This is a genomic window from Opitutus sp., assembly GCA_024998815.1.
Classification (GTDB): domain Bacteria; phylum Verrucomicrobiota; class Verrucomicrobiia; order Opitutales; family Opitutaceae; genus Rariglobus.
Genome location: JACEUQ010000003.1, coordinates 649,778 through 663,369, shown reverse-complemented (window position 1 = coordinate 663,369; position 13,592 = coordinate 649,778). Strand labels below are relative to the sequence as shown.

Sequence of the window (13,592 nt, the reverse complement as noted above, 5' to 3'; positions counted from 1 at the left end):
AACCACTCCGGCGCGCCCAAACAATCGTTCTCGTTCTCTTAATCCTACTCGTTCTCCCTGCCGAACTCCGGAGGACCGAACAACGTCCAACATTCAACGCTCAACGCCGCTCCGCCCGTTGAACGTTGGATGTTCAATGTTGGATGTTGAACGTTCTCCGCGCCCCCCCCGTCCAACCGGGTGTGAGACCTTAACGGGTTGCGCACCCGGTTTCTTTTTTGTCTGCTCGCGCCTTTCTCTATGTCACGCCTCGCCATCATCGGAACCGGCATCGCCGGCATGGGTTCCGCCCACTTCCTGCACCGCCACCACGACCTCACTCTTTTTGAGGCCAACGACTACGTCGGCGGGCACACCAACACCGTCGATGCGACCGAGCCCGGGACCGCGCGCCCCGTTCCCATCGACACCGGTTTCATGGTGTACAACGAGGTCACCTACCCTCTGCTCACACGCCTGTTTAACCAGCTCAACGTCCCGGTAAAAAAGACCACCATGTCGTTCGCGGTGCGCGACGACCTCACCGGGATCGAATGGTGCGGATCCTCCCTCAACCACCTGTTCGCCCAGCGCAAGAACCTGCTCAACCTGCGGTTTTTGAAAATGCTAATGGCGGTCAACCGCTTCAACAAAGAGGCCATCGCCGCTCTCGACGAGCCCGAAACCGCCACCATCACGCTGGGCGAATACGTGCGGCGGCGCGGCTACGGCCAGGATTTTTTCGACCTCTACCTCGTGCCGATGAGTGGCGCAGTCTGGAGCACACCGCCCGAGCTCATGTTGTCGTTTCCCGCCGCCAGCCTGCTGCGGTTTTTCCACAACCACGGCTTTTTGGGCCTCAACACCCAGCACCAATGGATGACCGTGGCCGGCGGCTCCCGCGAATACCGCGACCGCCTGATTGCGCCCTTCCTCGGCTCGATCCAGCTCGGCCGCCCCGTGGTGCGCATCATCCGCAACGGCCAAAACCGGCCCATCACCGTGATGACCCAAGACGGCGCCACCCAGAGTTTTGACCAGGTGATCGTCGCCACCCACGCCGACCACGCGCTGCGCATGTTGGTCAACCCCACCCCCGACGAGGTGCGCCTTCTCAGCGAGTTCAAATACCAGGACAACGTCGCCACCCTCCACACCGACTCCTCGGTTATGCCGCGCACCCCGCTGGCCCGCGCCGCCTGGAACTACCAGCTCGCCCGCGACTCCGCTGGCCGCCTCAGCCCGGCGACCCACTACTGGATGAACGCGCTGCAGGGTGTCTCCGAGCGCGAAAACTATTTCGTGAGCATCAACCGCCCCGACTCAATCGATCCGGCCAAGGTGATCAAACGCATGGATTACGCCCATCCGCTGTTCAGCTTGGAAGCGCTGCAGGCGCAAGCCGAGCTGCCCGCCCTCAACGCGGCGGCGACGGGCCGCACCGAGACGTATTTCGCCGGCAGCTACTTCGGCTATGGCTTTCATGAGGACGCCTTCCGCAGCGCCGTGCAGTTGAGCCAACACCTGCTCGGCCGCGACCCCTGGGCGGGCGAAGCGCCTAGTTCGGCAGCGCCGACAGCTTAATGCTGCTGGTGATCGCGTCGGGCGCGCGGTTTTTGTTATTCCGCTCGGTGTAAATGATCCCGTAAATGCGCGCGATGTAGTTCTGCGTGGTCACGATTTCGTCGTCCATGCGGCCGTTGTGGTCGCCCTTGGTCCAGAAGCCGTTGCTGCGCCGCTCCAAGATGCGGTGCACGATATGGTCGCCGGTTCGCGAGTGCCTAAACACCACGATATCACCGACTTCGAGTTCGCCAAAGGGGGCCGGCTCGGTGAGCAGCAGGCAATTGCCATCAAAGAGCGGGCGCATGCTCCCGGTGGGTTTTACCGAATAAACCAACGTGCCGGGCACGGCCCGCTTGAGCTGAGCGGCGGCTAAAGCGGCCTGCCGCGATGAAATGGTCGAACCGGGCGAAACGCGTGAGGTGACACGGGACTCCTTGACGCTGGGGGCGCTGGCCACCGTCTGCGCGCGCCCGGTCAGGGCGAGGCAGGCGCAGACGCAAAAAATGAGATGCCGGAGACGCACAGGGGGTATATCGACACACTACGAGGATTTTTAAGCCCCACCCCAGACAAAAACCCTAGGGTTCATCCCAGGTCGCGCCACAGGGGGAATCCCCTAGTCGCTTTACCGAGCCCGCAGAATGCATGCCCCGGCAGCGAGGCTGCTGACTCGACGGCTTGTAGGGGTCGCGCTGGTGCTTCACGCGGCACTTAACTTCGCGCCCCGTGCAGCTGGGCAAAGTTTGAGTTTGCCAGTGTCGCCCGCCGCCCGACACGCTGCCCGTTCACGTTCGCTCCTCCCTCTTTTTTTAACCCAACAACCATACGCCATGTCTGAAGAACTTGTAGGTAATGTCCTCGTCGGCCAGTCCGGCGGCCCCACCGCCGTCATCAACGCCAGCTTGGCCGGCGTCATCGCTGAGGCCCTCAACCACGCCGAAATCGAGGAGATTTACGGCACCCTCAACGGCGTTCTCGGCATCCTCCAAGAGGACTTCATCGACCTCGCCGCCGAGTCCCAGCAGACCATCCGCGGCCTCAAGTTCACCCCCGGCGCCGCCCTCGGCACCTGCCGTTACAAGCTCAAGAAGCAGGCCGATTACGAGCGCGTGCTCGAGGTCTTCAAAGCCCACAACATCCGCTTCTTCTTCTACGCCGGCGGCAACGACTCCCAGGACACCGCCGACAAGATCTCCAAGCTCGCCCAGGAACAGGGCTACAACCTGCGCGTTATCGGTATCCCTAAGACCATCGACAACGACCTGCCCACGATCGACCACTGCCCCGGCTACGGCTCGGTCATCAAGTACATCGCCACCACCGTGCGCGAGATCGCTTGCGACAACGAGGCCATGGGCCAGCACGACCTCGTGCAAATCGTCGAAGTCATGGGCCGCAACGCCGGCTGGATCGCCGCCGGTGCCGCCCTCGCCAAGCGCAAGGACTGCCCGCACGACGCCCCCCACATTATCCTCCTCCCCGAAGTCGCCTTCGCCGCCGAGAAATTCATCGCCGACGTCCAGCGCGTGCTCAAGCGCGAGAAGTCCTGCTTGGTCGTCGTCGGCGAAGGCCTGATCGACGCTGACGGCAACTACGTGTCCGCCGCCGAGGCTACCGATTCCTTCGGCCACGCCCAATTGGGTGGTGCCGCCGACTACCTGCAAGGCCTCGTCGAGCAGAACCTGCCCGGCATCAAAGCCCGCACCGTCAAGCTCGGCATGGCCCAGCGCGCCGCCGTGCACGCCGCCTCCAAGACCGATACCGACGAGGCTTACCTCGCCGGCCAAGCCGCCGTCAAAGCCGCCATCGCCGGCGAGACCGACGTCATGATCACCCTGCTGCGCGGCGACCACGACCATTACACCGTTGAGACCGGCCTGGCCCCCCTCTCCGACATCGCAAACGGCGTGAAGAAACTCCCCCGCGAATGGATCAGCGAAGACGGCATCAGCATGAACCAACAGTTCCTGCGTTACGCCTTGCCGCTGATTCAAGGCGAGACCGTCGTCCCCTACGACAACGGCCTGCCCGCCTTCGTCAAACTCGACAAAAACCGCATCGAAAAACGCCTCGGCGGCTACGCGCTCTAAGCTAACAAGCCGAAAAATGGGTAAACGGGTAAACTCGGAAACACCCTAGCAAACGCCGGTTCTCTCACGGGAACCGGCGTTTTGCTGACCACCCGTCCTCGCTCCGCTTTCTCGTCTTTGGCTCTCAACTAGTAAGCTGTAACATTTGAAGTATCGGATTCAGAACCGGAATTTTAACGCTAAGTTCGCCAAGACCGCAAAGGACCGATCCTAGGCCCGACTCCTTAGCGTTCTTTGCGATCTTAGCGTTAAAACTCCGCATCAGTCAGACACCCGTCCACGTTCAGCTACTCCCAATCCCCATGCGTTGGCTCATCCTCACGTCCTCAACCGGCACCGGCCACAACATGCGCGCGGACTCCCTGCGCCAATGGGCCACCCAGGTGTACGGCGACAAGGTCGAGGTGCGCATCCACCCGGTGCTGGAAACCACCCACGGGCTGTACCGTTTCGGCGTCGAGCTTTACAACGTGATCCAGCGCCACGCCCCGCGCCTGCACCACCTGTATTTCAACTACCTGGAGATCGCCGGCATGCACCGCCGCGGCACAAAAATCCTGGGCCGCGACACCTTTAGCCAACTCATCCGCGACTGGCGCCCCGACCGCATCATCAGCGTCCACGCCCACACCAACCACGGTTTTTTCGACCTCGCCCGCCTCGCCCTGCCAGAAGCCCCGCCACGCTGCCTGACCTATTGCGGCGAACTGTTCGGCGGCTACGGCTTCAGCCGCCACTGGGCCAACCCCCGTGCCGACGGTTTCATTGGCGCCACACCCGAGGTTTGCGCCGCCTCCCGCGCCGTCGGCACGCCCGAACACCGCGTCCTGTTCGGCGGCTTCCTTCTGCGCTCGCCCTTCTACGCGACCGAGGCCGAACTCGAAGCCGCCGCCAACGCCAAGGCCGCCAAGTTAGGCCTCGATCGCGGTGTCTTCACGGTGGTCCTGAGCAGCGGGCTGGCTGGCGCTAACAACCACCTTCCCATACTGCGCGCCCTCGCGGCCAGCGGGCAAAAACTCCAGGTCGTCGCCCTGTGTTCGCGCAACCAAACGATACGCCGCGAAATCGAGTCGTTTGCCGCCGCCAACCCGGCACTCACTGTCCGTGCGCTCGACCACACCGAGAAAATCCCCGCGCTCCTGCGCCTCGCCTCGGTGCTTGTGGCGCGCCCCGGCACCGGCGCGACCAGCGAAGCGATTCTGCTCGGCACGCCGCTCATCCATAACGGTATCGGCGGAGTCATGCCGCAGGAGTTAATCACGGTGCAATACTGCCGCGAACACGGCTGCGCCCGCTTCGGCGGCAGCCCCCGCGCGATCGCCCGAGAAATTCTCGATCTGCACGCCCACCCCGAAACCCTCGCGCAACTCCGCGCCCGGCTTCGCGCCGCCCGCCCCCCCGGCCACCCCGAGCAGATCGTGCGCTGGATCCACGACCGCAAGCCCGAGATCTAATTTATTGACGAATCTTCGAGCCACTTTTTTCTGGCGCTAATGTTTAGCGCAAAAATACTTTCCTTCATTAGCGTTTCTTTCCTTGTTGCTCCTTTAAGCGCTGTTGCCGGGGGCGTCTTTTCAAGCCTCGAGCAGTATAACTACCAAGTCGAAGACTCAACGCTCGTCGTGCGCAGCTTTGATGCATTTGACGAACTCGACGACCTGCCGGACGTCACCAGCCTCACCGTTGCCGTCAATGGAGACCCAGCCGAGCCCATCTCGAAAAACCCCGAATACGACAACATCTTCAAACGTCGCCAAAGCTGGACCACACTTGCCGAGATGCTTGTCGAACGGCCGATCGGCGCGACCTATACGCACACCCTTGGAGGCACTCCCTCCGGTGTTGTCACCATCACCGCGCCCAACACTCCCTACGAACAAGCCGCCCCAATCAACCCCCTGTTCACCATTACCGGCGCGACTGGCTCTTGGTCGCTTAACGAAATCGGCCAAGGCGTGTTCTCCTTTGACCCGTCCAGCGTAAATGAATCCTTCACTGTGACGATGAACAGCTACGGACTTCGCGCCGAAGGCGTTCAAGGCGGCCACTTCGCCTACGGTCTTTTTGTCGCCCATCTCAACAACGGCTTCAACCCCATCGACGAACTCCATTCGGGCCTGCGTGCATCAGGCGATCCCATCACCGAGTTCAGTCTCACCTTCTACAAGAACCGTGGACTTGAGGGCGACGACGGCGACGCGTCCACCTACGGATTTAGCACCGGCACCTCCTTCGAACTCGAAGGGGAATTCGTCAACATCTTCGGCTTAGACAATGCCGGCACCGGAGCGTTGGAGGCGCACGACAAAGCCTTTATTTATCAAACAGTGACATCGCTGGTCTTGACCGCCCAACCTGTCCCCGAACCCGCCGCCGCCGCGCAAATCTTCGGTGCACTGGGTCTGGGCTTCGCCCTTATGCGCCGCCCCTCCCGTCCGAAACATCCTTTCGGGCGCTCCTGAAAAAGGTGGCGCCGCCGCCTGCGGTCTGTCTTTTCACCGCATGGCCTCCGGGCGCATGCCCCCTTCACCGCTCCTCCTCGCAACCCTTCATCTTCACGCCGCCCTCCCTGCTCTGGGAATGCTCGCGGCGCACGATGAAACGTTGCGTCATGCCGCCGGTGGCTCGCGTGAATTTGCAGTCACCCTTTCCGTGCGCGGCATTCCGGAGTCCCTGCGTATCGTTTTCCTGGCCAACGGCACCATAACTACCTCGACGGAAGCGGCTCGACCAGGCGACCTCCGCCTCTGGTTTCCGTCGGCCGGACAATTCCTCCGCACCGTCGCTCACCGCCCCGCGCTCACCTTGCCCCTCGCCGGATGGAGCCAACTCCCGCAAGTCCGCCGTTTCTCCGCTGCCGGCGCACGACTCGAAGCACTCCTCACCACTTGCACCGAAACTCACCTTGCCCTCCACGCCTGGGGCAGCCTTCTCGTCGGTATCCGCGCCTCTATTACCTGGCTCCGGCTCCACCCTGCCGACCACGCCCACCTTTCCTGCGGCACGGTCATCTTCACCTGTCCCGCCTTGCCCGCCACGCTCTGGATCGACCTCGCCACGCTCACCGTCGGCACCGGTGAACCCGCCACGCCCGTCACCGCCCGTATCACCTTCGCCAACATCGCCACCGTCCTCGCCGAATTGGACCACCGCCTCGACGCCCCCGCCGCGCTCGGCCTCGGCACCCTCCGCATCGAAGGACATCTCCCTCTAGCCGAAAACCTAGGAATCCTCATGCTCAAAGTCGGCAAGCTGCTCAAAAAACAGTAGCGGGTAGCGAGTAGTGAGTAGATCCGAACCATTAGCGCCTATTAGCGCCTATTAGCGGTTAAAAAACTCCGAGTCCCCCATCCGTTTTTCGTGTTTTTTAGTGTGTTTCGTGTGCAACCAATCCGTAGTCAGTAGCTCCCAGCGTCCTTTGAACTTCACCCAATCCCACGCCCTTTTCCGCCGCGCCGCCGCCGTGATTCCCGGCGGTATTTACGGCCACACTACACCGGCAGCCACGGTGCCGGGTGCGGTGCCGTATTTTGCCGCCGAGGGCTTTGGCTGCCGCTACCGCGATGTCGACGGCAACACGTTTATCGACTTCATGGGCGGCTACGGCCCGATCGTGCTCGGCTACCACCACCCCGAAGTTGAGGCCGCAGCCGATGCCGCCCGCCGACTTGGCGCCGCCTTTAACCACCCGACTTCACTGCTCGTCGAGTTGGCCGAAGCCCTGACCGCCCGCATCGATTTCGCAGACTGGGCCGTGTTTGGAAAAAACGGCGCCGACCTCACCACCTGGTCGATCATGGTCGCACGCGAAGTCACCGGCCGCCCCAAAATCCTCAAAATTGCCGGCGCCTACCACGGCACCCAAGCCTGGTGCACCCCCGGCCACGGCGGCCTCCTTCCCGAGGACCGCACGCACATCCACGAATTTGCCTTCAACGACGTCGCCGCGCTCGAAGCACTCTTCGCCCGCCACCGAGGCGCAGTCGCCGGCCTGATGCTCACGCCCTTCCACCACCCGGCCTACGCGGACTCCCAGTTGCCCACGCCGGAATTCGTGGCCGCCGCCAACCGCCTCTGCCGCGAGAACGGTGCGCTGCTCATCTTGGACGACGTGCGCTGCGGCTTCCGCCTGTCCAGCGACGGCTCGCATACGGTTTACGGCTACACGCCCGACCTGGCCGTTTACTGCAAAGCCCTCGCCAACGGCCACCCGCTTTCGGCCTGCGTCGGGCGTGCAGTTCACCAAGCCGCCGCCAGCCGCGTGTTTTTAACCGGCAGCTACTGGAACGACCCCGCGCCCATGGCGGCGGCGTTGTCCACTCTGGCGATCATCGAGCGCGACAAAATCCCCGAAAAACTCGCCGCCACCGGTCGACGTTTTGTGGACGGCTTTTTGGCGCTTGGGGCCAAACACGGAATCCCGCTGGCGGCGAGCGGTCCGCCGGCGATGCCCTACGTGCGGGTGGCCGACGACCCGTCGTTTCTGCGCACGCAAAACCTGTGTGCAGCGGCGGTGGCGGAAGGGGTGTTTATTCACCCGCACCACAACTGGTTTATCAGTGCAGCGATGACCGATGCCGACATCGACGATGCCCTGCAACGCCTTGACCGCGCCCTCGCCACGCTCGCCGCCGGCCTTAATTCCCGCGCCTGACCTCGTTTGATGCCCTCACCCGAACCCAGTCGATCGACAGCGGAGATTGAGAGCGCGTCGGCTCACGATTCGGCCGCGAACGATCCCAGCGGAACGACGCGGCAAGTGCCGCCCGCCGCGCCCCGCGCCCGTTCCTGGCTCTGGCCCATCCTCGGCCTCGGCTTGCTCACTCGCCTCATTGCCTTCGCCTGGAACGACCGGCTTTTTGGCGATGTTAACCTGTACGCCCTAGTCGCCCGCCAGTGGAGCGAAACCGGCCGCCTCGATTACCCCGGCAAGTTCGATTTTTTCGATCCTACGCCGTACCTCACGTTAAGTTCCCCCGTCAGCCAGCACCCGCCCGCGTGGTCATGGCTGGCCGGCCTGCTCGCCTCGCTACCGGTCGGGCTCGATGAATTTACCGCCCTCAAAATCCTCGGGCTTCTGTGCGGTTTGGCGGTCATCGCGCTCGGCATGGCGCTGGCCCGTTCGCTCCTCCAAAACCCACAGGCACCCGTCATCGGCACCGCGTCGGCCCAGCCCCAGGCCTCCTCCGTCAACGCGCGCATCACCGTGGTCGGTCTGGTGCTCGCGTTACACCCGATGCTGGTGGATTTTTCCGCCAACGGCAGCCCCTACATTGCAGTCGCAGCCGGGGCCCTCGCCGTGGCGCTGGCGATCCTCGCCAACGACCGCCCCGATTGGCAGCGCGCCCTGCTCGCCGGCTTCGGCGCAACGCTCGCCTGGCAAGTCCACGGCGCCGGCATGTTGTTGGTGCCCGCCGGCCTCTTTGGCCTCGCCCTCAACCCCCACCCCGGCACGCGCTCTCGCCTGCGCCTGCTCACCGGTTACCTCGTAACAACAGCCCTGCTCCTTGCGCCCCTCTTGGCCTGGAACTACACCCACTTCGGAACCCTGCTCCATTCCACTTCGACCTTTTATCTGCCCGGTAAACTCGGTCTCGTGACGATCCAGGACGATCCGTCCGGCATCCATTACGCCGTGGGCGCACTCGGCTGGCAGCACGTGGGCCCCTACCTGAGCCTCGCCCTCGCCAGCAGCGGACACTTTCTGCTGCATCTTGGACTGGAAACAGGCGTCTTCGGCCTCGGCCTGGCCGCCTTTTTTGGCTTCACCCTGTGGCGTACACCGGCCGCACAACGCCGCTCGCTCCTGAGTCTGCTCGCCGTGGTTTTGGCCATCGCCGCGCCCTGCCTGGGCTGGCCCGAGTTCAAGTACCGCTTCCTTGTTCTCATCCTGCCCTTTGTGCTGATTCTCGCCACCCTCGGCGGCGCGCAACTCCTCACTCGTCTCCGCCACCGGACCGCCACCCGAACCCTGTTGGCCGTTACCGCACTCGCCTGCCTCGCCTTCTGGGCCGTGCAAATCGCACTGACCGGCTCCCCTGCCAAATACTACGCCTACGACCGCGAACACCTGCGCGACTACCAGCAGATGCGCGCCGCCGCCGCCTACCTCAAAACCCAACCGCCCGGCGTGCTGATCGCCTTCAGTGACCCGCTCGACGGCGGCACCGAAGCGACGTGGTGGCACCATCACCCCACGGTCAGCGTACGCGGGGTTGCCCCTGATTCCCTGCACCGGCTCATCCGCGATTTTAAGCCGTCCTACCTGTTACTCTCCCCCAGTCGGCGCGGTGACGTCCCGCCGTCGGCCCAGTTGCGCTACGAGAACGCGGGCTTCCTCGTTTACACGCTGCCCTCGGAAATGGGCAAATAAATCGCCTGTCCCTTTCAAAATTAGCCGCACGGAACCGGTTTGAGTGGGTAACTGCATGGCCGTGATCGAGGGAGGGCCCACCTCCGTGTGGGCTGGCTCGAACACCCCTAAAAGTAGCGCAGACTTCCAGTCTGCTTTGAGCCCTTGCCCCGGGCTGACGCGGAGCAGACTGGAAGTCTGCGCTACTTCCCGATCACGGACGACACGGAGGTCGTCCCTCAGGGGGCATGGCCTGCACCCAGGCATCCCTCCGCAGTAATTTAGCCACCTTGATTCAATAGAGTAAAACGCGCCCGTTCGCCCTTCGCGCTCCGCTCAAGACTGGGGGCGCTCGATCGCGGAGACTTTTCCCTCAGTGAACGTCACCCGCAGGACTGCTTGGGATCGATCGGTGTAAACCGGCCGATAAACCGGCTCCATATAGGTGGTGGTCGCGCCGGTGGTCGGGTCGCGGCGCACTCGGGGCTGAAACCCGCCGGCGGTTTCCCCCCGGTACTCCTGCCAATAGCGGTTATAAACCCACGTGGTGGTTTCGCCGCTGGCCGTGGTGGTCAGCTTTTTTTCGTCGGGTTTTCCGCGTGCCAGGTAAACCAGGTCCTCGCTGTCGCCGAGGCGGATCTCGCCCGCCTTTAACCGCGCTTGCGTGGCGCCATCGAGCGTGGCGACCAAGGCGGCTTTTTGCTTCACGCGGTACTCAAAGTTCTGGCACCCAGTTGCAGCCAGCAGGCCCGCGCAAAGCAGCAAGATGACAATAGGGGTTTTCATAAAAAGGATGGACCCATGAACAACGCGGAGAGTTTCCCAAATCGAGACGGGGTTATCGTCTTTAGTGCGGTGAGGCGCAGCGCTTTGATGATTTCTGCTGGGGCCGTGTTGCCTCAAGCCGGAAACACCCCCGGCCTGAGCGCCAAGAGGAATTCGTCGATCGGCATACAGAGCACCCCTTCACGCTGAATGCGTTCGCGCCCGCGATAGAGCAGATACCGACTCGCCTCCGGGTAATCTTCACCAAAGGCCCGCAGTCCGCGGAGATCCTCAGGGCGGACTTTGAACTTGCCGGATAAAACCAAGGCAGTTTAGCCGCAAAAGAACGCAGAGAACGCAAAGAACAAACCCTGTATGTCTATGCGCTCTTTGCGTTCTTTCGCGGCTAAAACGATGGAGTTCCTTTGATATTGCAGTATAGGCAGATGCGAATCGAAGTGCGCTACCTACTAGGATGAAAAGGTGTCGGCCGGCTTCTTGAAAAAACGAGGGATTGGGTCCATTTCGAGTCTCAAAATGGAGGCAGCGCCTCCGTTATGGTAATGCTTTTGGGGTGATTTCGAGCCGTGCAGTCTGCGTATGTCGGCATGGCGCGGTGATTTTAGCCCGATCCGAGAACAAGTCCTTGAACCAGAGATTTGGTTCCTCGACGTTTCGGGTGGATCGTCTGAGTCGGACAAGGCAACGAACCGGCTAACCACTGATGGACACTGATCGCCACTGATAAAACGCAAACCGCTCCAATCGAAAATCAGGTGCCGGTCTTTGCCCCACGGTGGTTAACCTGCTTCATCGGTTAAATAGCGTTACGAATTCGATACGCGTAATCGAAGGCCGTAACTGTGACACTTGAGCAATCTTCAACGGGGTGGATTTATCAGTGCACATCAGTGCTCATCAGTGGTTAACGGTTTGAGTCCGAGATCGATCGGGCCTCCGCGGGCGACCTTGGTGGTGCTCGCTACCCACCGAAATCATTAACGGCCCCGACTTTTACCCTAAGCGACTTTAAGTCAATTAAATGGGTTATCCAGTGATGGCTGGTTCAGCCCTGCCGCCGCCCTGCTGCCGGCCAATCGTCCTTTTTCTCCCTCAAGTTTCCGCTCGCCCGTGACGATACCCCTGAGTGGCACGTAATATCCACTATCCGTTCAGCTTGGCCATGTTGCTTGGTTTTTTAACCGCGCACGCTCAGACACCTCCCGACGCCGGCACCTTGCGCCAGCAAATCGAGCAGCAGTTGCCCACGCCTCTGCCGGTCGAAAAGAAGCCGCTCTCCACCGTCCCTCAGGACTACAAAGCCGCCCCCGGCTTTAGCGTGAACGTCACCCAATTTCGGTTTGCCGGAAACACCCTGCTATCGCCCGCGCAACTCGACGCGGCTGTCGCCTCCTTCCTGCAGCGCCCGCTCGACTTCGCCGGCTTGCAGCAGGCCACCACTGCGGTCAGCGAAGCCTACCGCGCCGCAGGCTGGCTGGTGCGCGTCTATCTGCCCCGGCAGGAAATCACCGACGGGATCGTCACTTTGCAAATTGTCGAGGGCCGCTTCGGCCAGCTGCGCATCGAAGGCAACCCGCCTCGGCGCCTGACCCCCGCTCGCGCCGAAGCTACCCTCTTGGCCGCCCAGCCGGCCGGACAGCCGATCAACGCCGCCGCGCTCGATCGCGCCTTGCTGGTGCTCGACGACCTGCCGGGCATCGCTGCCTCCGGCAACCTCACCCCGGGTAGTGGCCAGGCCGAAACGGACCTGCTGCTGAAAATGGCCGACGAGCCTCTGCTCACCGGCGAAGTGGGTGTGGACAATACCGGCGCTCGCGCAACCGGCAGCGAACGCGTTACCGCCACCGTTTTCCTCAACAGCCCCCTGCAACTCGGTGACCAGCTCGGCGCCAATCTCATGCATAGCGAGGGCAGCGATTACGCTCGTTTGGCCTATTCCGCCCCCGTCGGTTACGACGGCCTGCGACTTGGCATCAACGCCTCGCGTCTGGAGTACGACGTGGTCACCGCCGAATTCGCCGCCGCTAAGATCAACGGCAATTCCACCAGTGCCGGCCTCGATGCGCAGTATCCGCTGCTGCGCAGTCGCGCCCAAAACCTGTATCTGTCCGCTGCCTACGACGACAAGACCTTCGACAACGAGGCCAACGCGGCCACCACCACTGCGTACGGGGTGCGCAACTTGAGTGCCGGCCTGATGGGCAACCGGTTCGACAAATGGGGCGGCGGCGGCGCCAACCAGGCCAGCCTGACCCTCACCGCGGGTAATGCCGACCTGGACGGCTCGCCGAACCAAGCCGCCGATGCGGCGACCACGCAGACCCACGGCCGCTATAGCAAGCTGCGCTACTCCCTGTCGCGCCAGCAGGCACTGACCACTAATTTCTCACTTTACGTCCTGCTCACCGGGCAGTTTGCCAGCAAGAACCTCGATTCCTCCGAAAAGTTCTTCCTTGGCGGGGCCAACGGCGTGCGGGCCTACCCGTCCAACGAAGGTGGCGGCAGTGAGGGCACGATGCTCAACGTCGAATTGCGCTGGCGCGCCAGGGCCAACCTCGTGGTGACCGGCTTTTACGACTGGGGCAGCGCCACCCTCAACACCGACAACCGCTTTGCCGGCGCCCCCGCGCTCAACCGCTACGAACTCGACGGCCTGGGCGTCTCGCTCGCCTGGATCGGTCCGGCCGGCCTCACCCTGAAGGGCACCTACGCCCACCGCTTGGGCGAAAACCCCAACCGCGACACCACCACCGGCAAGGACCAGGACGGCTCACTGGAAAAAGGCCGCTTCTGGCTCACCGCCACCCTGCCGTTCTGAT

Annotated in this window: 11 protein-coding genes; 8 read left to right on the top strand and 3 right to left on the bottom strand. The window is 62.7% G+C overall.

What is annotated here, in order from left to right; genetic code table 11:
• The first annotated feature begins 240 nt into the window (after positions 1-240).
• Positions 241-1,563 (top strand): FAD-dependent oxidoreductase, encoded by a 1,323-nt coding sequence (locus H2170_17865; protein MCS6301941.1) that lies wholly within the window; start codon positions 241-243, stop codon positions 1,561-1,563.
• Here H2170_17865 and H2170_17860 read toward each other — a convergent pair.
• Positions 1,538-2,068, bottom strand: coding sequence for a signal peptidase I (locus tag H2170_17860; GenBank protein ID MCS6301940.1), 531 nt, complete (start codon positions 2,066-2,068; stop codon positions 1,538-1,540). The two genes, H2170_17865 and H2170_17860, sit on opposite strands and share 26 nt — an antisense overlap.
• A 307-nt stretch (positions 2,069-2,375) precedes the next feature.
• Here H2170_17860 and H2170_17855 point away from each other — a divergent pair, with 307 nt between their 5' ends.
• The 6 genes from H2170_17855 (at position 2,376) to H2170_17830 (ending at position 10,008) form a co-directional block, all read left to right on the top strand.
• Positions 2,376-3,635, top strand: a complete 1,260-nt coding sequence (locus tag H2170_17855) for a 6-phosphofructokinase (protein MCS6301939.1) — start codon at positions 2,376-2,378, stop codon at positions 3,633-3,635.
• 302 nt (positions 3,636-3,937) lie between these two features.
• A complete protein-coding gene (locus tag H2170_17850; GenBank protein ID MCS6301938.1) occupies positions 3,938-5,089 on the top strand; it encodes a UDP-N-acetylglucosamine--LPS N-acetylglucosamine transferase in 1,152 nt (383 codons plus the stop codon).
• A gap of 39 nt (positions 5,090-5,128) precedes the next feature.
• A complete protein-coding gene (locus H2170_17845; GenBank protein MCS6301937.1) occupies positions 5,129-6,097 on the top strand; it encodes a hypothetical protein in 969 nt (322 codons plus the stop codon).
• Positions 6,098-6,152: 55 nt separating this feature from the next.
• Positions 6,153-6,905 (top strand): hypothetical protein, encoded by a 753-nt coding sequence (locus H2170_17840; protein MCS6301936.1) that lies wholly within the window; start codon positions 6,153-6,155, stop codon positions 6,903-6,905.
• Between the two features lie 148 nt (positions 6,906-7,053).
• Positions 7,054-8,289, top strand: coding sequence for an aminotransferase class III-fold pyridoxal phosphate-dependent enzyme (locus H2170_17835; protein MCS6301935.1), 1,236 nt, complete (start codon positions 7,054-7,056; stop codon positions 8,287-8,289).
• A gap of 9 nt (positions 8,290-8,298) precedes the next feature.
• Complete coding sequence (locus tag H2170_17830) at positions 8,299-10,008, top strand: hypothetical protein (GenBank protein MCS6301934.1); 1,710 nt, start codon at positions 8,299-8,301, stop codon at positions 10,006-10,008.
• Between the two features lie 315 nt (positions 10,009-10,323).
• Here the strand turns inward: H2170_17830 and H2170_17825 are convergent, their stop codons facing one another.
• Complete coding sequence (locus H2170_17825; GenBank protein MCS6301933.1) at positions 10,324-10,773, bottom strand: hypothetical protein; 450 nt, start codon at positions 10,771-10,773, stop codon at positions 10,324-10,326.
• A gap of 113 nt (positions 10,774-10,886) precedes the next feature.
• The gene (locus H2170_17820; protein MCS6301932.1) at positions 10,887-11,078 is read right to left on the bottom strand and encodes a hypothetical protein; all 192 of its coding nucleotides are present in this window, start codon (positions 11,076-11,078) and stop codon (positions 10,887-10,889) included.
• An 857-nt stretch (positions 11,079-11,935) separates the two neighbouring features.
• On the opposite strand from H2170_17820, the gene H2170_17815 reads away from it, so the two are divergent.
• On the top strand, positions 11,936-13,591 hold the full coding sequence (locus tag H2170_17815) for a ShlB/FhaC/HecB family hemolysin secretion/activation protein (protein ID MCS6301931.1): 1,656 nt from the start codon (positions 11,936-11,938) through the stop codon (positions 13,589-13,591).
• Position 13,592 lies beyond the last annotated feature (1 nt).